At 54.8% G+C, this 24,908-nt stretch carries 18 protein-coding genes; 17 read left to right on the top strand and 1 reads right to left on the bottom strand.

Annotated features, from left to right (window positions below; translation table 11 throughout):
* Positions 1–84 precede the first annotated feature (84 nt).
* On the bottom strand, positions 85–1,137 hold the full coding sequence (locus TURPA_RS20330; RefSeq protein ID WP_014805154.1) for a 3-deoxy-7-phosphoheptulonate synthase: 1,053 nt from the start codon (positions 1,135–1,137) through the stop codon (positions 85–87).
* Positions 1,138–1,264: 127 nt separating this feature from the next.
* On the opposite strand from TURPA_RS20330, the gene TURPA_RS20325 reads away from it, so the two are divergent.
* The 17 genes from TURPA_RS20325 to TURPA_RS20245 all read left to right on the top strand — a co-directional run bounded on the left by TURPA_RS20325 (position 1,265) and on the right by TURPA_RS20245 (position 24,906).
* The gene (locus TURPA_RS20325) at positions 1,265–2,389 is read left to right on the top strand and encodes a hypothetical protein (RefSeq protein WP_014805153.1); all 1,125 of its coding nucleotides are present in this window, start codon (positions 1,265–1,267) and stop codon (positions 2,387–2,389) included.
* A 277-nt stretch (positions 2,390–2,666) separates the two neighbouring features.
* On the top strand, positions 2,667–2,954 hold the full coding sequence (locus TURPA_RS20320; RefSeq protein ID WP_014805152.1) for a co-chaperone GroES: 288 nt from the start codon (positions 2,667–2,669) through the stop codon (positions 2,952–2,954).
* Between the two features lie 26 nt (positions 2,955–2,980).
* Positions 2,981–4,615 (top strand): chaperonin GroEL, encoded by a 1,635-nt coding sequence (gene groL / locus TURPA_RS20315; RefSeq protein WP_014805151.1) that lies wholly within the window; start codon positions 2,981–2,983, stop codon positions 4,613–4,615.
* A 135-nt stretch (positions 4,616–4,750) separates the two neighbouring features.
* On the top strand, positions 4,751–5,506 hold the full coding sequence (locus TURPA_RS20310; protein ID WP_014805150.1) for a hypothetical protein: 756 nt from the start codon (positions 4,751–4,753) through the stop codon (positions 5,504–5,506).
* Between the two features lie 122 nt (positions 5,507–5,628).
* On the top strand, positions 5,629–10,206 hold the full coding sequence (locus tag TURPA_RS20305) for a carboxypeptidase-like regulatory domain-containing protein (RefSeq protein WP_014805149.1): 4,578 nt from the start codon (positions 5,629–5,631) through the stop codon (positions 10,204–10,206).
* 1 nt (position 10,207) lies between these two features.
* Complete coding sequence (locus tag TURPA_RS20300; protein WP_014805148.1) at positions 10,208–14,377, top strand: carboxypeptidase-like regulatory domain-containing protein; 4,170 nt, start codon at positions 10,208–10,210, stop codon at positions 14,375–14,377.
* 85 nt (positions 14,378–14,462) lie between these two features.
* A complete protein-coding gene (locus TURPA_RS20295) occupies positions 14,463–15,887 on the top strand; it encodes a circularly permuted type 2 ATP-grasp protein (protein WP_014805147.1) in 1,425 nt (474 codons plus the stop codon).
* 55 nt (positions 15,888–15,942) lie between these two features.
* Positions 15,943–16,908, top strand: a complete 966-nt coding sequence (locus tag TURPA_RS20290) for an alpha-E domain-containing protein (RefSeq protein WP_014805146.1) — start codon at positions 15,943–15,945, stop codon at positions 16,906–16,908.
* A 295-nt stretch (positions 16,909–17,203) separates the two neighbouring features.
* Positions 17,204–17,485 (top strand): hypothetical protein, encoded by a 282-nt coding sequence (locus tag TURPA_RS20285; RefSeq protein ID WP_014805145.1) that lies wholly within the window; start codon positions 17,204–17,206, stop codon positions 17,483–17,485.
* Positions 17,485–17,976, top strand: a complete 492-nt coding sequence (locus TURPA_RS20280; protein ID WP_014805144.1) for a type II toxin-antitoxin system VapC family toxin — start codon at positions 17,485–17,487, stop codon at positions 17,974–17,976. Before TURPA_RS20285 ends, TURPA_RS20280 begins: the two co-directional genes overlap by 1 nt.
* Before the next feature lie 103 nt (positions 17,977–18,079).
* A complete protein-coding gene (gene flgB / locus TURPA_RS20275) occupies positions 18,080–18,514 on the top strand; it encodes a flagellar basal body rod protein FlgB (protein WP_014805143.1) in 435 nt (144 codons plus the stop codon).
* Position 18,515: 1 nt separating this feature from the next.
* Positions 18,516–18,974 carry a flagellar basal body rod protein FlgC gene (gene flgC, locus TURPA_RS20270; RefSeq protein WP_014805142.1) on the top strand — a complete coding sequence of 153 codons (459 nt, stop codon included), beginning with the start codon at positions 18,516–18,518 and terminating at the stop codon, positions 18,972–18,974.
* A 12-nt stretch (positions 18,975–18,986) separates the two neighbouring features.
* Positions 18,987–19,331 carry a flagellar hook-basal body complex protein FliE gene (fliE, locus tag TURPA_RS20265; RefSeq protein ID WP_014805141.1) on the top strand — a complete coding sequence of 115 codons (345 nt, stop codon included), beginning with the start codon at positions 18,987–18,989 and terminating at the stop codon, positions 19,329–19,331.
* A gap of 176 nt (positions 19,332–19,507) precedes the next feature.
* Positions 19,508–21,205 (top strand): flagellar basal-body MS-ring/collar protein FliF, encoded by a 1,698-nt coding sequence (fliF, locus tag TURPA_RS20260; RefSeq protein WP_014805139.1) that lies wholly within the window; start codon positions 19,508–19,510, stop codon positions 21,203–21,205.
* A 3-nt stretch (positions 21,206–21,208) separates the two neighbouring features.
* A complete protein-coding gene (gene fliG, locus TURPA_RS20255) occupies positions 21,209–22,225 on the top strand; it encodes a flagellar motor switch protein FliG (RefSeq protein ID WP_014805138.1) in 1,017 nt (338 codons plus the stop codon).
* 221 nt (positions 22,226–22,446) lie between these two features.
* Positions 22,447–23,370, top strand: a complete 924-nt coding sequence (fliH, locus tag TURPA_RS20250; RefSeq protein ID WP_014805137.1) for a flagellar assembly protein FliH — start codon at positions 22,447–22,449, stop codon at positions 23,368–23,370.
* A gap of 123 nt (positions 23,371–23,493) precedes the next feature.
* Positions 23,494–24,906 carry a FliI/YscN family ATPase gene (locus TURPA_RS20245; RefSeq protein WP_014805136.1) on the top strand — a complete coding sequence of 471 codons (1,413 nt, stop codon included), beginning with the start codon at positions 23,494–23,496 and terminating at the stop codon, positions 24,904–24,906.
* The last annotated feature ends 2 nt before the right edge of the window (positions 24,907–24,908 follow it).

Below are 24,908 nucleotides of genomic sequence, written 5' to 3'. Positions count from 1 at the left end.
AGCCCGTTCATAGAGCGATTTTCGCTTCGAAAATCGCGGAACTTTTCCTGAAATTCGTCGTTTTGCGACCTGCCGCGCAGCTCCTTATTTACCTCTGCGCGATCTGACGCCGGCTGCGAGCGCATGCAGAACTTTTTCGGTGTCGTCAAACGCGATGCAGGCATCGGTGATCGACTTGCCATATTCGAGCTTCGCCAGCGGAGCCTCTTTCTGGTTGCCGGCTTTTAAATGGCTTTCGAGCATCACACCCACGATGGCCCTTTCACCGGCTGCAAGCTGCTCAGCGATATTCTGCGCCACGATCGGCTGGCGGTTATGGTCTTTCGAAGAATTGCCATGGCTGCAGTCGACGATGAGACCTTCGCGCAGTTCGGCTGCTTTCAGCTCTTGCGCTGTTTTTTTGATGAACGCCGCTTCGTAATTTGGGCCCTGCGTCGAGCCGCGCAGAATCAGATGCCCTACGGGGTTACCTTTAGTGTGCACGATGGCCGCCACTCCCTGTTTGGTAATCGACAAGAAATGGTGCGCGGCCTGCGCCGCGTGAATTGCGTCGATCGCAATTTTTGTATTGCCGTCGGTGCCGTTCTTGAAGCCGACCGCCATCGAAAGGCCTGAAGCGAGTTCGCGATGCACCTGGCTTTCGGTCGTGCGCGCACCGATTGCGCCCCAGCTGACGCAGTCGGCGATGAACTGCGGGCTGATGGTGTCGAGAAACTCGCAGCCGATGGGCAGACCCATCGCGGTCAGGTCGACCAGAAGTTTACGCGCGATTCTCAAGCCTTCGTTAATGCTAAACGAACCGTCGATGTGCGGGTCGTTGATAAGCCCTTTCCAGCCCGAGCGGGTGCGCGGCTTTTCGAAATAGACGCGCATCACCACCTCGAGGTCGGCCGCGTGCTGCGCGCGCAACTTCTGCAGCTTTTCGGCATATTCGATTGCCGCTTTGGTATCGTGTATCGAGCACGGGCCAACAACCACCAACAGGCGGTCGTCTTCACCCTTCACGATCTTATTCACATGCTCGCGCGCCGTGTTCACAAAGGTCTGCCCGGCATAGGGCAGGGGTATTTCTTCAATGAGGATTGCAGGGGGTATTAAAGGCTTCAGGCCCTGAATGCGTAAATCGTCTGTGGTCATTCTCAATTCTCGTCAAAATATAACAAAGATTGCCCTGTTTTTCTTCTTTTGCCCCTCATATGCGGGTTTGCGCCCAGCGTACGCTGATAGAATTTGACAGCCTGCAGGCGATGCACTGCCCGCCAATATGCGCACCTCACTGTTGTCGGTGGCAGTGGCATGTTTGCCTCTCGGCAGCATTTTCGCTTTTTACGACGCGACCGGTTTTCGCCCGGGTGATGCGGTAGATGTTCAGTCTGATCTGACGAACTTCAGCTTTTCTGTGCCGCACCAATTGAGAGGGGGCGGTGGCTTTATCGCGCCCAGCTATCAGTATAAGCCTGCATCCCATACTATTTACCACGAATCGTCGCACTTCGTCGGTGGTGATTTATTTGCCTTTGGCCAGATCTCGGCGTTTCGCATCGGCGCTCTGTCGCGCACGCTCTGCGGCACATGCGAGAAAGAATCGCGGCAAACGCAGAACTATACTAAAATCATGGCCAGTTATTTTTTCCGATTTATAAGCTTTGGCTTAGAGGCCGGCGGTATGCGCTCGTGGAACGTGGGGGAGCCCGGCACGCTTGGCACGGGTGCCTTCACGACGAGTCTTTTCTTCAACTCGTGGGGGCTCGACTTGTCATCGCGGTTGATCGAACAGGGCGCCAGTACCGCGAAAAATCAGTTACGTGAGTTTCAAAGCGCCGGCCCTGGTGTACCCGACAGGCCTGAACAGTACCATGCGGCCCGCGTGCGCTTTGACATTTCTTATACCTGGCGGGCCGTTTTTGCGCTCAATGCCCAGCTTGCACAAGACGTTGAGCGCTACCGGGCTTCGCACACCTGGCGCTACAGGGCAAATAACTTGCAGCTCTTTACGGGACTCGCGTTCGCATACGGCAAATACGGTTCTTATTCGCTGGCACGAGAGGTGAAATGGCCCACGGCGGTCGTGCTTGAGCACGGGCCTTCTCTATTTTCTATCAGTGTGGCTCCGACGGTTTTTTCACAAGACGTGTTCGCCTCCAGAACAACAACCTCTTGGACGCTCAGCTTTGAACCGGTCGTCTCTTATACCTACCGCTTTCGCGGCGGCGTTTGGGCTGTTTTCACCGTGAATCGGCAATCTCTGCGGCACACCGAATATAGCGACTCCTCAGCAGCGCCGGCCACGACGGTATCTGCCTCGTTTCAGGTCACTTACAATATCGCTCCCTTTGGCTATGACGACGAGGTGCCCGTGACAGGTGACTACCAGGCGAACCTGCGCTAGAATCACTTAAAGTTCCCCTAGGCTCACCGGCAGGGGTGTGTATCACCAAAATGGAGGATTGCAATTTTTTTTGCCGTCCTGTCTGAATTTAATAAATTGGCACTAAGGTAGCGAGAGTGCTAACAATTCCATTTCGGAGTGATAGCATAACTCGTTACGAGTGCTCGTGCGTCAGCTCAGGTTGGGACGCAGTTTCAGATCGTGCGGTATTGCCGCACGATCTGAAATTGCCACTCTGCCGGGCTCGGTACGCGCGAGGTTGTTAGGAGGAATCTATATGGCGATAAAACCATTGGCTGACCGTGTTCTCATTGAAGCGGCGCCCGAAAAAGAAGAAAAAATCGGGAACATTTTTATACCCGACACGGCAAAAGAAAAACCCACCGTTGGTGTAGTTGTGGCAGCAGGCCCAGGCAAAGTTGCAGACGACGGCAAAACCGTACCGATGCAGGTGAAAGCCGGCCAGAAGGTGCTCTACGGTAAGTACAGCGGCACCGAAATCAAAGACGGTGGCAAAGAATACCTCATCGTGCGCGAATCAGACATTCTCGCAATCGTTGAATAGTCACTTAAAGGACACAGGAGAATAACATGGCAAAAATGCTTGAATATGATGAAATCGCACGTGCGAAACTGATGACGGGTATCAACAAACTCGCCAACGCAGTAAAAGTGACTCTCGGGCCACGCGGCCGCAACGTCGTAATCGACAAAAAATTCGGTGCACCGACAATCACCAAAGACGGTGTTACGGTTGCTAAAGAAATCGAACTCGAAGATGCATACGAAAACATGGGCGCGCAGCTCGTGAAAGAAGTTTCGACGAAAACGAACGATGTCGCCGGCGACGGTACCACAACTGCAACGATTCTCGCGCAGGCAATCGCGCGTGAAGGCATCAAGAACGTCACCGCGGGCGCAAACCCGATGGACCTGAAGCGCGGCATCGACAAGGCTGTCGAAGTTGTCGTTGAGTACATCGGCAAACTCGCGAAAAAAGTCGAAAGCAAAGACATCGCGGCTGTTGCGACCATCTCTGCAAACAACGACGCTGAAATCGGCAAACTCATCGCCGATGCGATGGACAAAGTCGGTAAAGATGGAGTTATCACAGTCGAAGAAGCGAAATCGATCGAAACATCTCTCGACACAGTCGAAGGTATGCAGTTCGACCGCGGTTACGTCTCTTCTTACATGGTAACCGACGCAGAAAACATGACTGCAACGCTCGAAAACGCAATGGTGCTGATCTATGACAAGAAAATCAGCGCGGTTAAAGACATCGCTCCGATTCTCAACCAGGTAGCTCAGGCGGGTAAGCCCCTTCTGATTATCGCTGAAGACCTCGAAGGCGAAGCGCTCGCGACGATTGTTTACAACACAATTCGCAAAGCGATCAACTGCGTCGCGGTCAAAGCCCCTGGTTTCGGTGACCGCCGTAAGGCAATGCTCGAAGACATCGCGATTTTGACCGGTGGTCAGGTAATCTCTGAAGAACTCGGCCAGAAACTCGAGAGCGCGACGGTTCAGAACCTCGGTAAAGTCGAAAAGGTGATCATCGAAAAAGAAAACACGACGATCATCAAAGGCGGCGGCAAAGATTCTGAAATTCAGCACCGCATTAAGCAGATCAAGAAGCAGATCGAAGAAACTACTTCTGATTACGATCGCGAAAAACTGCAAGAGCGCCTCGCGAAACTCGCTGGCGGCGTAGCGGTTATTCACGTCGGTGCCGCAACCGAAGTTGAAATGAAAGAGAAAAAGGCCCGCGTTGAAGACGCTCTCTCGGCAACCCGCTCAGCGGTTGAAGAGGGTATCGTTCCCGGTGGCGGTCTGACTCTGCTCAAAGCAATCGACGCGGTGGCAAAACTGAAACTCGAAGGCGACCAAGAGACTGGCAAGAACATCGTGATGCGCGCTCTCGAAGAGCCGCTGCGCCAGATCGCTGCGAACTCGGGTATGGAAGGCTCGCTGATCGTTCAGCAGGCGAAGAGCGAAAAAGAAAACGTTGGCTTCAACGCCGCAACTCTGAAATGGGAAGACATGCTGAAAGCCGGCATTATCGACCCTGCGAAGGTAACGCGCTCTGCACTGCAGAACGCAGCTTCGATCTCGGCGCTCGTGCTGACGACCGAATGCATCATCGCCGACAAGCCAGAGAAAAAAGAAGCACCGGCAATGCCCGGTGGCGGCATGGGTGGCATGGGCGGAATGGGCGACTTTTAATCCGTTCTTTGAGTGTTGCTGTGCAACACTCAAAAACCCTAAAAAGGCACCGCAAGGTGCCTTTTTTTGTTGTATGGCTAATTTTTTCTCCGTCGCATAGAGTTGAGTACACGGGAGTACCGATAAGAGAAACAGATGGCGTTGAAACATCAGCTGCTTTTGCTTTGCCTCGCGCAGCTTGTGCTGCCCCTTTGGGCACAGGCAAAGCTGCCTGCACCCGCACCTGCCAAAAAAGTGGCGATCAAGAAACCCGACGCGAAAACCAAGGGCAAAACTGAAGAACCACCGGCCGAGGCATTAACCGAGGGTGAACTCAGCGCCGCGAACAACTACGGCCGCCCGTGGAAGCGCAGCATGCTCGACCTGCGCGTGGGGCTTTATGGCCCGATGACCATACCGATAGGCCAGGCTGCTCAGGTGCTCAATATGGGTTTCGGTGGCAGCTTCTGGGCTTCGGCAGAGACAAGCTTTATTAAACTGCCTAAATCCAAAATATTTGAAAATACGCTGCTGATCTACGAATTTAGTTTCTACAAGGTTAAAGGCACTTCGGTGCTGAGCAAGGTCGGCCAGGATACCGATGCGGATTTCGTAACCAACGCCGGGGCTATCGGCAAAGCATACGATGTGCCGTTTTCACCCAAATTCACGCTGCGCTTTGTGCCATACCTCGGCTTCGGTCTCACCAACATCACGTCTGACACGAAAACCCCCGTGGGTAACATTCGGGCAGTTTCAGGCGACATCATCATGAAATATGGGTTTGTCACAGCCTACGACTTCGACAGGCGTTGGCAGGCGATCATGGTCATTGACCACTTTGTGTATTTTGAAGAAAAAATCGGCATGGCGCTGCGCATCGGCTTCGGCGCGACCATGATGATCTTCTGACTTTTGCGGCGAAGTTGCAGGTGACATAATCACCGCGGGCTTGCTATAGTTGCCAGGGTGCAAATGTCGTACATAAGAGAGGCAATTCGTCTAAGAGAACGTAAGAGAACGGAAGGCAAAACATGAAAAAGACAACCGTTACACTGATTGCGCTTCTCGCGCTGCTGACCACCGCCTCGTGCGGTAAGGTCTCGGGCAATGAAGACCAGACGAAAGAGTCGAATAATTCGGGCGTAGTGAGCCCGCTCGACCCCGCTGCGCCAGCCGCAGGGTCACCGCCTGCGTACGTTTCGCATGCGACACTCACCAGCACACAGTTCGAAGTGACATTGACCAAAGAGTGTACCGACGCGACGGGGCTCAATAGCGCCAACTTCATTTTGAGTAATGGCCTGCAAATTACGGGCATCGCGAAAAAGTCGGGCGATGCGCGTACACTGGTGATTACGACGACAATTCAGCAGGCGATTTCATATAACCTCACGATGCTCAACCTCGTCGCTACCGACGGGGGCGTTTTGAACGGCGTGCTGCAGATTTCTTTTACCGGCCTGCCGTCGCCAGCGATCACCAGCATCGATTGGCGCAACCCGACCGACACCGCAAACACGCTGCCCGCGACGCTGGGCGTAATCAATCTTTGCCAGTTGACAAGCGGCTCGGGTTCTAACTGCACCAATGCGCCGTTCTACAACCACACGAGCCTCTACGGTATATTGACCGGCGCGAATGCCACAGCGTACCGCTACAAAATCGATGCGGGCGCATGGTCGGGTGATATCCCCCTTGCGACCCCGCTGACTGTGACCGGCCTCTCAGAGGGATTCCATACGATCTACATCATTGGCCGCCATACGAACGGCTACTGGCAGAGCGAAACTGCCGCTGACGTCTACACCAAGTCGTGGGTGCAAGACACTGTCGCGCCGACCGCGCAGCTTGATCCATTGACGCTGCCTGCATCGGTGACGGCGTCGCTGAGCCTCAGTGTGCGTGCAGTTGGGGCGGATGTATCCTATTTCAGATATTGCCTCGACAACGGAACCATCAACGACTGCGTCACGAACACCTGGCGCGGTTCGCCCGATCTCGCAAGTGCTGGCCTCGCGATACCGAATGCGGTCTATACCGCGAACCTGGTACCTGGTTCGGTGCGCGTGCGCGTTATCGGCATCGATGCTTCTGGCAATGTACAATCTGCACCGGTTGCAGGCGGCACGTATTCGTACACCATCGACACGGGCGCGGTCGAAGCGGTCTTTCAGCTATCTGACCTGACCGCAATTACACCAGTAATGACTTCGGTGACCGTGAACGTGCTCGGCTCGAGCGGCGCCGCGGCCTACAAAGGCAAAATCGTCGACGGTACCGATTGTAACACCGGCACCGGATGGGACGCACTGCCCGAGCAGCCGCTCACAACCCCGATCACCGCGACGGGGCTCTCTGACACTGTGCCGCAAAAAACCGTGTGCGCGATCGGCAAGAGCGTGAGCGGGCTCTACTGGCAGGGCGGCTGGACAGGCACCGCAACAGCGCCGATTATCACCAAATACACCTGGACAATCGACACGACACCGCCGACGACGATCATCAATTGGATAGACCCCGTCGCGCAGCCGACTACGACGACCAAAACTTCGGGCTACGAACTGCAGATATCTTCGACAGGCGCAGCAATCAGCTACCGTTACGCGCTCGTCACCGGCGCGGGCGCGAGCTGCGCCTCGGCAACGTATAACGCTGAGGTCACCGCCGATACCGCGATTACTCTCGGTGCGCCCGCGGTTGCGACAACCGGGGTGACGGTTTACAAAGTCTGCGTCATCGGCAAAGATGCTGCCGGCAACTGGCAACCTGTTTCATCAGCAACTTCGACCGCCGAATGGACGGTTGACGCCGAACCGCCGGCGAATAACCCTTCTTTCACGGCGGCTTCGTCAAGCGTCGCTTCGTTCGGCACGCCCGTCATCAATTTCTTCATCGACAATGGTTCGGCGACGAGCGACACGCAGACCTACCGCATTCAGGTCGCGAAAGATACCGGCTTCACACAAATTATCAGCGACACCAATGTGCCGAGTTGCAAGAATATCGTCTTGCCCGATTGCCCGGCAGCGCTCGGCACCAAGCAGTTCACCATCGCTGTAGACCCCTATACTTCAGGGTCAATCTATGCGCGCGTGCAGGCCGGTGACCCTTACGGCAACTTTCGTTCTGATTTCTCGGCTGTTTCAGCAGAGCACTATGTGCGAGGCCGTATCACTGGCACCCTGCGGTCAACATCGGGCACTGCGCTCAGTGGAGTTGCGGTGCGCTTGTACCAGGCTTCGCCGTGCGTGCTCGATGCAGGCGATGCAAACGTCTGCTCGCTTGCCGCAACTTACGCCGACCAGACGACCAACGCCTCAGGAGTCTTTACCTTCACCAACGTGCGCACGGGCAAGAATCTCTATCGGGTGATTGCTGCGCGCGGTGATGCGACATACCGCGCCGCCGCCAAGCGTTCTGTATCGGTACAGGCCGAAGGCGCGAGCGCGAATACCGTTACGAATGTCGGTACCATGACGCTGGTGCCGCAATCGGCGACTGCTGCGCAAGATGTTGTTGCTAAGGTCGTCGATGCAGACGACGGCTGGATGCTCGGATACGCCGAGGTTAAACTTGTCGACGCTCTCGGCCTCACCGTCGGCACTGCCGTGCGCAGCACCTATAATTCTGGCTGCACGACGGTTGCACCAATCGGCGACCCACCTTCGAACATACCCAAGCAGCAGTTCTCGTCGGGCGGTATCTGCGGCGATGTGCTGTTCACGAATGTCACGCCAGGCAACTATTCTATCGAAGTCACCGGCAACAGCTGGGCGGCAAACCAGCAGGTCTATAACCTGCTGCGCCAAGAGAATGTCGTGGTGCCGGGCCTGCCCGAAGCGCGCACACTCATCATCAGGGCGGGTAACACAACGGGCTCAAATATTTACGACCCAATCACGAATGCGGTACGGAACGGGCCGCCGATTACCGGTAGCCCCAACACAGCTTCACATGGCTTTCGCATTGCGACGGGACTCTACGCAAGTAAGTACATGCTCATTGATGGTAATAGTAACACAACGCGTGTTTATAACCCTATTGATAATGGCACGTTTGCTGGGCCAAACCTCAACGCAGCCGCGAACACTGGTTCAATGTCTCTCACTGTGACAGCAGGCGTGCATAACGGCAAATACATTATTTTTCATGGCTCTGCGACAACGAGCGATCTATATGACCCGGCAGCAAATACCATGACTGCGAGTGGCATCACGCTGCCTGCAGCGCTCGGTGCCGGTGCGCACGGAGTGGCGATTACTTCGGGAATTCAATCGGGTAAATACCTGATTATTCGTGGCGGGGCCACCACTTCTGTTTATCTCTATGACCCCGCAACCCATGGCTTCTCGACACCCGTTTATACGTTACCTGCAACAGCTGGCGCGGGGGCGTTCTCAACTTTGATCACCTCGGGTGCGAATTCGGATAAAATACTTATTGTACTGGGCAACGGCACCATGAACACTGCATTGTATGATCTCGCTACTGACACGATGGCGGCGGGGCCCGGGCTTTCAGCGAATGCCGGGGCTGGCGCAAACGCTTTTACTTTAACAGCAGGCTCAGAAGCAGGCAATACCGTCATTGTTCACGGTGGGGGAACAAATACCTCATCATTATACAACGCTTCATCAGGACTTTTTGCAGCCGGCCCCGGCTTGCCGGCCAACGCTGGTGATGGCAGCCACAACTTCGCGATCGATAGCGGTTTAAATGCGGGGCGCCGTTTTGTTGTTCTCGGCAACAACAGCACGAGCACAGCTTTTTTTGACCCGACAGCGGCACCAATTTCCGCAGCCTTTTCCGCCGGGCCTGCACTTACGGGCAATGTGAACACTGGAGGCTATGCGATTACCGTTGCACCAGTGTCAGCCGGGCGCCTACCACTCGTGCGCACACTCGTCGGGCAAGATCTGAAGATTGTACTGGCGTGGGGCAATGAAAATCCGCGCGACCTTGACATGCACATGGTCGGCACGTTGCCGTCTGGCCAGACGCATACGAACCCCTCTGACAATTGTGACAATACCAAATTTCACGTCAACTGGATCAGAAATGCGGGTAACTGGCAGCAACAGTACAGTGCTAAAACGCGAAGCTTCATTCAGCCCGACCCTGCATACCAGGGCCAGCAGTTCTTTCCGCTGAACCCCGACACGACAAGTGCCTTAGTGCAAGATGCGACGACAGGCTTCGGACCTGAAGCGATTAACCTGATTGGGGGATACACAAACGGAACCTATTGGTTTACCGTGGTGAACTATAGCCAGTGGATTCCCGCGGTTACTGATACCAAGGCAAACCAGCAATGGGACGTCACGAATGTGCAACTCAAGGTATATGATGCCGATGGACTGGCGTTTGAAATGACTGCAACTGAACCTTCGGTGGCACCGACTGCGCTCGCCCCGGCAGGGCTCGTTGCAGGTTGTGGCCTCGGTGGTGTGACCGATTGGCAACAGTGCGAACTTTGGCAGGCATTTGCCATGACTGTCTCTGGTTCTGGATCGGCCGGCCGATCGTTCACCCCTGTAAACCGGTATGTCAATTGGAACGACGGTGGTGGCGGCTATGACAGTTCGAAGTGCAATCTGAGTGGGTTCTGAAATGAAAGCGATACGATTCATTAAACCCGCGGTGCTTTCTCTGGCCATCATGCTTTCAACGCAGGCCTGCGTGGGCAAGTTTCTCTCGACGCTGCTCTCGACCGAAAATGCGCAGTTCAAGCTGCTCGAAGTGGTGCCGGTTGCCAACACGAAAATACTCGTGGGTTTCAATAAGCCGCTCGATTACGAGAAAGGCGCCCTGACCCTTGGTAACTATTCGATTGCAGGCCTTAACCCGGTGTCGGTGACCAAAGGCCCTGAGACGAATCAGGTTTACCTGTTTCTCGACCCGAATGCTCCCGACAACGAGCGCATGCAGCGGCAGTATTATACGCTGCGAGTTTCAGGCATAAAGAACCTTTATCTTGACGATCTGCTGCCAGGCGATGAAAACCGCAGTAAACAGTTCATGGGTGCACGCTGGTTACGCGCGACCTGTCTCGACGACGCAGGCACATTTACGTGTCCGTCTTCGGGCACGACACTTGCCGCTCCCGTAACGGTTACCGTGCGCGGCGACTATGCGCGCGGGCAGAACTACCGTTGGCGGCTCTATAATGTCACAACCAGTACCGATCATTCGGCTCTGAGTGCGGTTACGCCGATCGCGACGACGTTCACCATTGCCGCGGGGTTACCGAGCGCTGACTACCGTCTCGACTTGTTGATTCAAGATGACGCAGGCGCGTGGCAACCTGCGAGCGACACCACCCAGATATTCTTCTCGGTCGACAACACTTCTGTTTCAGATGTCGGCCTTGCAAACGTGCCGGCTGCGCTCACGAGCAGCACGGTGACGAATATCAGCGTCGCCTACCGCAACTGCGTCGAGGCCGGTTTTCCGAATGGTTATGCTGCACCGTGCTATTCTTCTGCCAGCCCGGTGTCGGCGCAGATACCGGCGTCGTACCGCTATCGTATTGGCACCAAAGCTGGTTCAGTTCCCGGTGACTGCGCAGGCACAGGCTATACTTATGGTGCCTGGAGTGCGTCACGTTCTACCAACCTGCCCATCAACGAGGTTTTATCTACCAGCCAATGCTATAACTTTCAGGTTGTCGCAGCCGACAATGTCGGCAACTGGCAATGCAATACTGCCATCGCGACCGATGCGACCGCGGGCGCATGTACGAATCCGGCGGGGCCTGGTACGGGCAGCATCGATGACTTTTTTGCCACCAAGACGTATCAAGAAACACGTTTTCTGCTCGATACCACCGCACCCACTGCGGCCTTTGTGACGAATACCTTGCCGGTTGCGACAACTTCAGCCACCAGCTTTGCTGTGGCAGTCGATAGTGCTGGCCTCAGCAAATACCAATACCGCGTCATCGGTACCGGGTTTTCTGGCACCTGGTCAACAGACAAAAATCCGGGTGTGGGTGGTGATCTGATTTCAGCCGCGGGCCTGATTAACGGCACGTATCGAATCGAGATTGTCGGCAAAGATGCTGCGGGCAACTACCAGGCCACTGCTTCTGCAACCGGGTATGACTTTGTGGTCGATACTACGGCGCCGACCGCGACGCTCGCGAGCCAGGGCAATTGTACAGGTGCGGCAGGTGTCACCGCAGCGCCCGACAACGGGTTACCTAGAAATCCTACCCGCTACAATTGCCACAACATACGCGTCAATAACGTGACGTTCTATAAGTACACGATTGTCTCGGGCAACAGCTGCCCGACAGCCGCCGGTGACTATGATGTGAACGGCCAAAAAATTTCGGCGAGCGAATATATCGCAGCCGACACCACTGCGTGGGTCGACGGCAATGACTACAGCATCTGCGTCATCGGTTCGAATAACGGCGCGCTTTACCAAGGCACTTCGGCAAGCGCGGTGACGCGGCACACTTTTCGTTATGACACGACGCCACCCACATCTCAGGTTGTGACGTGGATCTCGCCTGCATTGAATCTGGCAGGGCAGAGCACAGTCAATACCGATGTGAATGTACAGATCGGCAAACTGGGCGCAGAGAATCTGGTGGGCTATAAGGGCACGATTGTTACCGGTGCATGCCCGACTTCTGCAACGATGGTCGGCGATAATTCAACTTACCCTGAAAGGTCGCCAGAGACGCCATTGCAGGCAACGGGGCTCGCCGTGGGTACCGTGCGCATCTGCTTTATAGGCCGCGACGCCGCGGGTAACTATGAAGCTGCCACGCAGAGCGTGACCTACACGGTATTTGCGCCGCCCGCACCCAACGACGGTGACGCAGTTCTCGACAATCTATTCTCAAACACGTTCAATTTTACATGGGTGACGGGTGCGGGCATACCGACCGGCACGCAAGAGATTCGCATACGCGTCTGCAAAGATGCGGCGTGTACCGAACCTTTGCCAGGCATGCAGAACGGGGTAGTGGTGTGCAACACCGTCGGCACTTGCAACGCGACATCGTCGTACACACTGAACACCGCCTGCCCGGGTCTTGGTTGCATCAAACAGCTGAACGGATCAACGTACTATGCCCAGCTGAAGGTTAAAGACTCAGTCGGGGTTGAAAGTGGTTTCAGCGCATCTTCGTCGGGTAAGCGAATTGTGGGTGCGATCACCGGTACGGTGCGCGATACCAACAATAACCCCATCAGCGGTGCGACGGTTCAATTATTCTATTCAGCGACCGGGCACGCCGACGGGCCTATCTGCGGCACGCTTGCGACCCAAATTGGAGCGAATGCAACATCGGCCGGTGACGGTACCTTCACATTCAACCTCGCCGGTACGTATGCGATTCCGATTCGGCTTGCGACCAATGGCTATTGCGTGAAGGTCTCAACCACCGGGCCGGTGCGCGAAGGCACAAAAACCTACATCGAAGCAAATGCCGGCGCGACGACCAACGCCGGCAATATCTATGCCGTCAGCACCACGGGTAAGGGCTGCATGATCGGTGCGGTCGTCGACGGCTCGAATGGTTCTCAGCTGCTACTCTCGAATGCGACATTCACGCTCAAAGACTTTCAGAACGCAACGCTCGCGAGCACGCCGAACCTCGACCCCGACGGCAAGCAGTTTGCCTTTCCCGCTGGTTGCGTAACGAGTTGGGGCGCAGCACCCTACAACAGCCCGACGTTTGATCACGCCGGTGCAGGCCTTAACGCAGGTGTCTATTCATTACAAATCGCAATCCCCAGTTATTACACCATTTCTGAAACGGGCATCGCGATTCAAGACGTGACGACGACTAACCTCGGTTACCTGCCGATGGTGGGCACGTTTGCGAATGGTTCGAAGCAAATCAAAGTGATTTTAACCTGGGGCAACCAGACGAAAGATCTCGATATGCATGTTGTCGGGCCTGCGTCGAATGCGTTCGATTGCCAGCCTTACAATGAAGCTGCGATTCAGAACGCGAACGGAGCAAACAGTAAATTTCACGTATCGTTTCAACAGCGTTATTGTGCAGAAACAGGAACAGCTGCGCCGACGGGCTCGACAAGTCTCGCTGTCGACGACAGCTTCGAGTACGGGCCTGAGATTATCAACTTCTACGATGGTTATGTGAACGGCACGTATAAATTCTCGGTATTTAATAACGACGCCACTGCACTCGACTGGAATGTTTCGAAGGCGAGGATCGATATCTACGCCGGTAACTTCTACGGCGGTTCGGGGGGGCTCGTCAGAACGATACTCAGCACCGGCTCGTCTGCACTGCGCGGCTGGCGGCCATTTCGCATGACAATTGCCGGCGTGAATAATGCGTTTCCACCCGGTGGCACCCTGACCATCGACGACACAACCGGGGTCGGTTATGCGAACTATACTTATGGCGTGCAGACTGTCTCGCAGGTTGCGCGTAATGGCACGCGGACGAATGGCAGTGTCAACGTTACAGGGCTTGCAACGACTGCTGATCTCGTTGTGGGTATGGGCGTCACAGGCACCGGAATGCCTGCGGGCGGTAAGATCGCGACTATTGTCAATGCTACCTCGATCACGCTGACGGCGAACGCCACGAGCAGCGGCACAAATGCGATCACTTTCACAAACGTTGGCCTATTCACCTGCAACGGCACTCACATCAATGGGCCTGCTGACGGGCGTACCGCTGGCGGTAACCCACCCGCGGGCGCAAACCCAGCAGATCCGAACCTCGATTGCGGCCTCTACACGAACGGAACGACTGCCGCGAGCGGCGCCGGCCCACTCGACTGGTAAACGATCGATTTTGCCGGAGGCAAAATCGATCGTTTACAAAATTATCTTGTCCGTGTCTTGGCATGAGTTATGCTGGTGACGTTCAATGGATCTGAAATCTTACCAGGTCGATGCTTTTCACGACGAGATGTTTGTTGTAGGCGGCAAACCGCGCACGCACGCGCAGGCGCTGTCTCAAAAACTGAGCCAAATGACGATGGCCGAACTGCAAGAATGTCGGCAGACTGCTGAGACAGCGCTGCGTAGTCTCGGCATCACGTTCAGCGTCTATGGCGAAGACGGCGCCGAAGAGCGCATTATGCCATTTGATGTGATACCCCGCATTCTCGCCGGCGAAGAATGGGCGCAACTCGAAGCGGGTTTGACGCAGCGCATAACAGCGCTCAATCTTTTTCTCGAAGATATCTACCACGACCAGAAGATTATCAAAGACGGTATAATACCGGCCGACGTGATTTTTTCGAGCAAGGGTTTTCTCAAAGAGTGTATGGGGTTTTCGCCGCCCAAAAAAATCTGGTGCCATATCACCGGCACCGACATTATTCGCGACCGGCATGGCAGCCTGCTCGTGCTCGAAGACAACCTGCGCTGCCCTTCGGGGGTCAGCTATGTGCTAGAGAACCGCGAACTCATGAAGGGTATAATGCCCGAACTGTTTGCGACAGGCCAGATTCGACCGGTCGCCGATTACCCATACCATTTGCGCCAGCTGATGCAATTTGTTTCAGGTAAGGATAACCCCCGCATGGCGCTCTTGACGCCTGGCATCTATAATTCCGCCTATTTTGAACATTCATTTTTAGCCCGGCAGATGGGCATCGAACTCGTCGAAGGCCGCGATCTGACGGTACAAAATAACCGGCTGATGATGCGCACGACCAAAGGTCTGCAGCAGATCGATGTCATGTACCGCCGCGTCGACGACACGTTTCTCGACCCGACGGTCTTTAACCCTGACTCTGTGCTCGGGGCGGCGGGAATGTTCGCGGCGTACCGCGCGGGTAACCTTGCGCTCGTCAATGCGCCGGGCACGGGTGTTGCCGACGATAAGGTCGTCTATGCATATGTACCCGATATGGTGAAATATTATCTCGGCGAAGAAATGTGGCTCAAGAATGTCGAGACGTACCTCTGCTGGCGCGACGACGACCGCAAGTATGTGCTCGCCAACATTGAGAAGCTGGTCGTCAAAGCCGCCAACGAAGCCGGCGGCTATGGTATGCTTGTCGGGCCCCATTCGACCAAAGCTGAGCAAGAAGATTTCAAGAAGCGCATTGAAGCGAACCCGCGCAACTATATCGCGCAACCGACGATTTCGCTGTCGCGTACCCCGACGCTGGTCGGCGATAAGCTCGAAGGCCGCCACGTCGACTTGCGGCCATATATTCTTTATGGAGAGACAATTTCGATTCTGCCGGGCGGGCTTACGCGCGTAGCGCTTAAGAAAGGTTCGCTGGTCGTCAATTCATCGCAGGGCGGGGGAAGCAAAGATACATGGGTGGTAAGGTAATGAAAGCATTTGAGACGCGTAGCGTTTCAAGTACTTTCATATTCTTGGAGGCGGTATGTTAAGCCGCGTAGCGGAGAATATTTTCTGGCTCAACCGCTACCTTGAGCGGGCCGATAACTATGCGCGCTTCATCGACGTCAATCTTAACATCAATCTCGAAATGCCGCCGAGTTATGCGGGGCAGTGGCAGCCCCTCATTGACACAACCGGCGACAGCGAGCAGTACAAAGAACTTTATGGCGAAGCAACGGCTGAAAACGTCATGCGGTTCTTGTCGACCGATAAGCGCAACCCCAATTCGATATTGTCATGCCTGAATCTTGCCAGGGAAAATGCCCGCATTGTGCGTGAGAATATTTCGACCGAAATGTGGGAGGTAGTAAACACTCTCTATCTTTGGGTTCAGAACTTTCAGGCTCATGCCGGCGATCTGCGCAAAAACCATTCGCCGACAGAGTTAATCCGCTTCTACAAAGAGATCAGCCGCAACATGATGCTCTTCACCGGCGCAATGGAAGATACGATCGCGCACGCCGAAGCCTGGCATTTCGGGCGCATGGGCCGGTTTCTCGAGCGCGCCGAAAAAACCTGCCGCATTCTCGACATGAAGTATTTTATACTGCTGCCGAAAGTGACCGATGTCGGCACTTCGCTCGACCAGTTGCAGTGGGCTGCGCTCTTAAAGTCGACAAGTGGGCTGCAGGTTTACCGCCGCCAGCACGGTTCTATCGACCCCAAAAAGATCGCCGAATTTCTCGTGCTCGACCGCGAGTTTCCCCGGGCGGTGCGGTATTGCCTCATTTGGATCAACCACTCGCTGCATGAGCTGACCGGTACGCAGGCCTATTCGTACAACAATATCGCCGAGAAGCGGACGGGGGTGCTGCTGTCTGAACTCGATTATAAAGAGTTTCCCGAAATTCTCGCCTATGGTCTGCACGAGTACATGGATCACCTGCAGCTGCACTGCAACGGCGTCGGCGACGCAATCGCCACGACTTTTTTCACCCCCGGCGAATAACGGTTGGGGCTGCGCAGCAGCTTGGCAAGATTGAATTCTTCGTCATCATTAGTATCTTCATAGCAGGCGCCGGCTGTACGCTGCGCGCTTCTGGCCCCCTTTTCGTACAAACCATAGCTGCGAAATTCCATAGCTCTCTCAAGATGGCGGTCATAGCTATGGAAATTCGTAGCTGGCCCGAATAGCGCCCGGGCGCATAACGCCCCTCAATCCACCTCAACGAACATTTTCAACAAATGCGAAAAATTCACATTTATTGCTTTACATATAAACACACAAACATATTTATGCTTATATGCGAACCACCATTGACCTCCCGGTGGATATCTATCGTAAGGCGAAAGCCGAGGCGGCGCTACGTGGCGTGAAGCTGCGCGACATGGTCGTCACGAGCCTTTCGCGCGAACTTAATCGGGCCGACAGTGAGCTCGGCCGTGCCGGGGCGGTAAGAATCGACGAATTCATGGCTTCTTTAGATGAACTGAGCGGTCAGGTCGGCGAGGCCCCCGCAAGCCCCCTTGGCCGCCTCATGGCAAATAGAAATACTTCGCCCGATTCGGGGGCTGGAGCGTTCTGATGATCGGCGCGCGCAAGCTCACGATTGATGCCAGCGTCTATCTGGCAGCGCTCGAGAAGGGCGAGGGCGGCGTGAACGAAGCGCGTGTTTTTCTGCGCCAGGTGCTGTCAGAGGGCTACGAGGTCTATCTGCCGCGCCTCTTTTTGCTTGAATTGATCGTGACGCTGCGTGCGATGCTCAACGTAAAGTCGGTCTACAGCACGCTCGCGCGCCAATGGGCGATCGCCGACAACGTGCGTTGGCTCGATGCCGACAGCCAGTTCACGCGCGCTGCGTGCGAGCTGGCCGACCAAGGCGACTTGCGCGTTTCTGACGCAATCTACGCGGTCACTGCCCGCCTCAGCGGTGGCGTGCTGGTGAGTCTTGACCCGGCGATGCTCGAGCGGGTTGGCTCGCATGTGTCTGTGTTCACGCCAGCCAGTTTTATTGGTCAGAAGACCTCGACGACCGCTGAAGATACAGAAAATCCCTCGGGAGATCTGCCGCAATGACCGATAGACTAATGGGGAGCTTTATGCGATATACCCGGCTTACGGAGTGCGGTGTTGCCGCCCTCCGTAAGCCGGGTTGCACTGGTTTCCCGGAGGTAATGCCATGATAACCGAAAACGGACTCTGGGGTCGCACACAATACCTGCTCGAAAAGGGCATGGACGTCGCGCAGATGAGACATAAGGTCTTTGCCGACAATATTGCCAATGCCGACACGCCGCACTTTAAGCGCAGCGAAGTCGGTTTTGAGGCCGAGCTGCGCCGCACGCTCGAAATCGAAAAGCACGTCGAAGAAAATTCGATTCCTGCGCGCATGACTGATGAGCGCCACATTCCCTTCTTTCGCACCCGCGATATACGCGATGTGCAGGTTCGGCAGCATATCGACTACAACTCAACCATGCGAAACGACGGCAATAACGTCGACCCCGAGCACGAAGTCGCCGAGCAGACGAAGAACATGATGACCTACCAGGCGCTTACGACGCTGATGAACCATAATTTCAGAACGATCAATATCGTGAACAGGGTGGCATAAGATGTTTGAAGCAGTCAATATCGCCTCCACAGGTCTTACGGCGCAGCGCCTGAAGATGGATGTCATCTCGAACAACATCGCGAACGCCTCAACGACGCGCACCAACGAGGGCGACGGCCCTTACCGCAAGCGCCGCGTCGTGATGCAGCCGGTCAATACGCGCACCCGCTGGAAATCTCCCGTGTATCCTTTTGGGTTGCGCGCGGGTGATGGCGAGGGCGTGCGTGTACTCAAGATCGAGCGCGACGAAACGTCGCCCGTCAGGCTCGTTTTTGATCCTTCTCACCCCGACGCAGTCAAGGTCGGCCCCAAGAAAGGTTACGTCGAATACCCGAATGTCGATATCGTGTCTGAAATGGTCGACATGATCGCGGCGAGCCGCAGCTACGAGGCGAACTCGCAGGTGATTCAGGGCGCGAAGTCAATGTTTCAGAGCGCGTTGCAGATAGGCAGAGCATAAAAAGGATAAACCATGTTACCAATTACCGAAAACTTCTTTCATCAGAATAACGTCACGGGTGATTTCGTTTCGCTCAAAACTTCTGACGCGCGCCACAACAATGGCCGCGCTGTGAAGGTCTTGGGCGAAGACCCCGCGAAGAACTTCAGCGATGCGCTCGTGATGGCGCTCGAAAAAGTCAACGAGCAGCAGGTGAGCGCCGAAACGCTCGGCCAAAAAGTTGTGTCTGACCCAAAAGGGGTCGAGGCACACACGCTGATGATTCAGGCAGAAAAAGCGCGCATGTCGCTGACATTGGTCAAAAACATCGCCGACCTGGCAGTGCGCACGTACCGCGAACTCTCTAACCTAAGGTAAAAATGGCGCGAAGAGTAACTGAAATGAAATTCAATTCAAAGAAGAGACATAAGACAGAAGAAAGGGTCGCAGCATGCTTCGACAAGCTCCGGGGCGGAGACGCGCAAGCGCTTCGCAGCATGACGATTATCGTCAAGCCGAGCCCGTCGAAGGGTGACGGCCAGTAAGGAGAATATATGCCACCGTTTGTAAAAAATCTGCTCGATAGAGTCAAGGCGCTGAGCGGCAAGCTCGACACCACCAAGAAGATCATTCTGGGGTCGGCGGTCGCGGTCGTGATTGTGGCGCTCGCGATCATCGGCAATGTCTCATCGGAAAAGTCGAGCGTCGTGCTCTTTAAGGGCATGGAAACGAAAGACTTTGCATCGGTGACGGCCAAGCTCGGTGAAATGGGTTTTCATTACACCAGTTCAGGCACTGACACGATCTATATCTCACCCGACAAAAAGAATGCGGCAATGGTGGCGTTGGCGCAAGAGAACCTGATTCCGCAGGGTGTGCATGGGTGGGAGCTCTTCGATATCGACAAGTGGTCTGAGACGCAGTTCGAAAAAGACATCAAGAAGCAGCGCGCGCTCTCTGGCGCCATTGCGCAGACGCTGCAGAATGTTAAGGGTGTAGAAAAAGCCCAGGTGAATCTGGCGTTTCCCGCCGAAGAGCTTTTTCAAGAGAAGTCAGAGCCGGTCACGGCCGCCGTTTTACTCGATTACAAACCGGGGGTAGAAAAGCTTACAGTGAAAGAAATCAGGGGTATAGAAAACCTCGTTTCGCGCTCCGTGCCTGGTCTCAAGAAAGAGCATATCACGATTGCAGGCCCCGACGGCGAGAGCCTGAATGAGCCTGAAAATGATTCTGATCGTGAGAAGAGCGAGCTGAAGAATGTCGAGGCGAAATTGCGCATTCAGGAAAGCCAGCGCACAAAGCTTCTGGTCGATATTCGCAAATCTCTGACGAAATTTTACGGCGAGGGTGTCTACGGCGACCGCTTTGATGTGGTGCGCCTCGAAACCAAGCTGCGCTGGGACAAAGAAGAACTCGAAAAAAATGAAGTAGAGCCGGTCGTTATGACACCTGACGACCCGCGTACACCGTATTCTGAGCGCGTTGTCAAAGATTCGCTCGAGGTTTCTTCGAAATCTACGGAAGAAGTCTTTGAGGGCAATGGCTTCACCCCAGAAGGCCCTGCAGGCACAGAGCCGAATATTCCCCCGGGATACAAAGACCGTGACTACCAGAAGGCGAAGTACACCAAAAAAGAAGACATCAAGAACAACAAGTTCAACGAGACGCACCGCAAGATCAAAAAGCAACCGTGGGAACTCGAGCGCGTGAACCTCGCGGTGCTGCTCGACGGCAAGTGGGAGCGTCTCGGCATCAAGGCCGACCAGTCGGGCTATGAGCGCAAGTACCTGGGCGTAACCGACGAAGAGTTGCTCAAAGTCACCGACGTTCTGAAAAAATCGATTGGTTTTGATATTGCGCGCGGCGACATGATCTCTGTCAAGCATCTGCAGATCGACCGCAGCAAGCAGTTTGAAGCTGAAGATGAAGAGCTGCGCGCGCAGATCGCCCGCCGCAAACTTCTAATCGGCATCTTGATTACGCTCATTGCACTGGCGATTGCCTACGTGGCATACATCTTTATCAAGCGCGAAATCGAGCGCCGCCGCCGTCTGCGCGAAGAAGAGCTTGCTGCCCGCCAGGCGATGATGCGAGATGCTGCTTTACGCGCTATTGAAGAAGAGGGCGTAGAGGTTGAACTCTCGATCGAAGAACAGGCTCGACGCGCAATGATAGAGAATGCGATTAACCTTGCGAAAGAACGGCCAGACGACGTGGTGCAGCTGCTGAGAACCTGGCTTTCAGAGGATTAATATATGAGTACAGCGGCCAAAACAGAGTACAGCGGCAAACAGAAGGCCGCTATCTTCTTGCTCACCGTCGGGCCAGACGTCGCTTCAGATATCATGAAGCGGCTCTCTGAGGCCGAGGTGGATACGCTTACCTACGAGATTGCACGTCTCGACAAGATTCGCCCTGAAGACAAAGAGAAGGTATTACAAGAATTTCAAGAGCTGATGATGGCTCAGGAATTCATCTCGCGTGGCGGTATCGACCAGGCCAGGGCAATTCTTGAAAAAGCGCTCGGTACGCAAAAGGCGATCGACATTGTCAATCGACTGACCTCTTCACTGCAGGTTCGTCCGTTTGACTTTGTGCGCCGCCAAGACCCGGCACAGCTTCTGAACTTTATTCAGAATGAACACCCGCAGACAATTGCGCTTATTCTCTCTTACCTCGACGCGCCCAAGTCAGCGCTGATCATGAGCTCGTTGCCGCACCAGATTCAGGCAGACGTGACGCGCCGCATCGCCAAGATGGACCGCACGTCACCCGAGGTTCTGCGCGAAGTCGAGCGCGTTCTCGAACGCAAACTTTCTACCTTGTCGAACGAAGACTATACGATGGCCGGTGGTGTCGACGTGGTGGTCGAGGTTTTGAACAACGTCGACCGTTCGACAGAAAAGTCGATCATCGAGGCGCTCGAAGAAGAAGACCCAGAACTCGCAGAAGAGATCAAGAAGAAGATGTTCGTGTTCGAAGATATCGTGCTTCTCGACGACAAGGCGATTCAGAAAGTTCTGCGCGAGCTCGACAACCAGGATCTCGCAAAGGCCCTCAAGGCGGTCGATACCGAGGTGCAAGAGAAGATTTTCCGCAACATGTCAAAACGTGCTGCGGCGCTGCTCCGCGAAGATATGGAATTCATGGGCCCGATTCGCCTCAAAGACGTTGAAGAGGCGCAGCAGAAGATTGTGAATATCATTCGTAAGCTCGAAGAAGACGGCGAAATCGTGGTCGCGCGCGCCGGCGAAGACGAGTTGGTTACCTAATGGAACGAAGTACGCGATTTTGCCCTGCAAGGGCAAAAGAGAGGAGGGAAACCCGCAGCGTTTGCCAAGGCAAACGCGAGGTTCGCGTGGTGTTTGCGCAGCAAACAACGGCGTTTCCCTCTTCTCAGCGTGCGCAGTTCCCAACCGGCATAGTATTCAGTACAATCCCTGAGATTCCGATAAGTAAACGAGTAGAGGGATTAATCCCCCTGTAACATATTATGTCACGTCTGGTATTCAACAACAACGAAATCTCGAAGCAGAACTCTGCTATCGTACTGGAACTGCCAGACCGTTACAAGAAGTTTCAACAGCTTGATGAGCTAGCGGAGTTCGAGCTCGATGCCGAAGGTAATATCGTTGAGCAATACACCGGCCCTTCAATCGAAGAGATCGAAGCCGAATTGCAGAGATACCGCGAAGAGACCGAACAAGAAATCAAGATTCGCCAGAAAGAGGCTGAAAAGGACTCGCAGCGCATTACCGAAGAAGGCAAAGCCGAAGCCTTTCGCCTGATACAAGATGCCAAAGAAAAAGCGCGTAAAGAAGAAGAGTCTGCGCGCCTGCAGTCAAGCCAGATTATCGAGCGTGCGAAGCTTGAAGTCGAGCGCATGGTCAAAGAGGCCGAGCTCAGAGTTCAGGATATCAACCACGAGGCGTACCAGAAGGGCTACAACGCCGGTCGCGAGCAGGGTTATAAAGAAGGTATGGGCGAAGTCCGTCGCCTCATCGACCGTCTCGGTACGATTCTTGGTAACGCCATCGACGTGCGCGAGCAGATCATCAAAGAATCAGAGAAGCTGATGGTTGAAATGATTCTGATGATTGCGCGCAAGGTCATTAAAGACGAAATCATCGAGCGTAAAGAGGTTGTGTTGAATAATATTCGCGAAGGTCTCGCGCGCATCAAAGAGCGCGACCGTATCGACATTCGTGTTAACTTCGCTGACCTTGAACTGACGACGGCGCACAAAGACGAAATTGTTAAAATGATGGAATCTCTGCGCAAGGTCAATATCTACGAAGATTCACGCGTCGACCGCGGCGGCGTGATCATCGAAACCGACGTCGGTGCAATCGACGCGCGTATATCGACGCAGCTGAAAGAGATCGAACAGGCAATCAGAGATGCAAAACCGATGTAATTCATCTACCGGGGTTGTTAAGGGGATACGGAGTATCCCCTTAAGATACTTTATTCATTCTTTCGGGCGCACGTCGTGCGCATTTGTACGAAAAGCCGCAGGCTTTTTGCAAGGATAAGCACGATGATAGCGAGAAACGTCAGTAAAGAGATCAGACTGCTCGACAAATATAGAGACATAATACGGAAAACCGACACGATTCGGTCGCTGGGGTCGGTGCTTGAAATACAGGGCAATGTCGTTTTTTCAAAAGGGCCAGAGGTTCGCCTGGGTGAACTCTGCCATATCGAAGTGAACTCCACCATTGAGCGTTTCTCGCCTACGGGTAAGCGCGCAGAAGAAAATTATATTCTAGCAGAAGTTGTTGGTTTTCGTGAGAGCACCGTCGTGCTGGCGCCGCTCGAGAAAATCGTGGGCGTCTCTGCGGGCAACCGCGTGGTTTCGACCGGCAATATGCCTTCGGTTTCGCTGACGTCGGCAGTCTTGGGTCGCGTGATCGATGGCATGGGCCGGCCGATCGACAACCGCGGTATGCTGGTCGAAGGCGAAACGCGTGGCCTGTACGGCGATCCACCGCAACCGCTGTCGCGGCCGTTGATTCGCACTCCCATGTATACCGGCGTCAAGGCGATCGATGCGTTTTTGACGCTGGGGCAGGGCCAGCGCGTCGGTATCTTTGCGGGTTCGGGTGTCGGTAAGTCGACGCTGCTCGGCATGATCGCCAAATATTCGACAGCCGACGTGAACGTGATTGCGCTCATTGGCGAGCGGGGTCGCGAGGTTGCAGAATTCATTCAGGAACAACTCGGCGAAAGCGGACGCAAAAAATCTGTCGTCATCGCTTCGATTGCTTCTGAGTCGCCGATGAACCGGGTGCGCGCGGGGTATCTCGCGACGACGATTGCCGAATATTTTCGCGACCAGGGCAAGAACGTTCTGCTGATGATGGATTCGATCACGCGGCTCGCGCATGCACAGAGGGAGATAGGTCTCTCACGCGGTGAACCACCCACGACGAGGGGATATCCGCCTTCTGTATTTTCGCTGATTCCCGGCCTTATGGAGCGCGCGGGCACAAGCGATAAAGGTTCGATTACAGGCATCTACAGCGTGCTCGTCGAAGGCGACGATATGAATGAGCCCATCGCCGACACGGCGCGTGGTGTGCTCGATGGGCATATCACGCTGTCGCGCCGTCTCAACACCCAGAACCAGTACCCCGCAATCGATATCGCCGATTCGATCAGCCGCACGATGGTGAACGTCGTCGACAAAGAGCACCTCAAGAACGCGCAGGATTTTCGTGAAATCTACACTGCGTATAAAGAAAACGAAGAGACGATCAATCTCGGGGCCTACGCTCGCGGTGCCGACCCGGTGATCGACAACGCAATTTTGCTGCGCGAGCCGATGCGGCGGTTCTTGCGCCAGACACCTGAAGAGCAGATTCCGTTTGAAGAGACGCGGCGGCAGCTGCGCGAGATTCTGGGTCAGGTACGGGCCCGTGGCAATGTACCGGCAAGGCGCGGGGCATAGAC

This window comes from Turneriella parva DSM 21527 (genome assembly GCF_000266885.1).
In the GTDB taxonomy this organism is placed as follows: Bacteria; Spirochaetota; Leptospiria; order Turneriellales; family Turneriellaceae; genus Turneriella; species Turneriella parva.
This window is presented reverse-complemented; position numbering and strand designations above follow the sequence as displayed.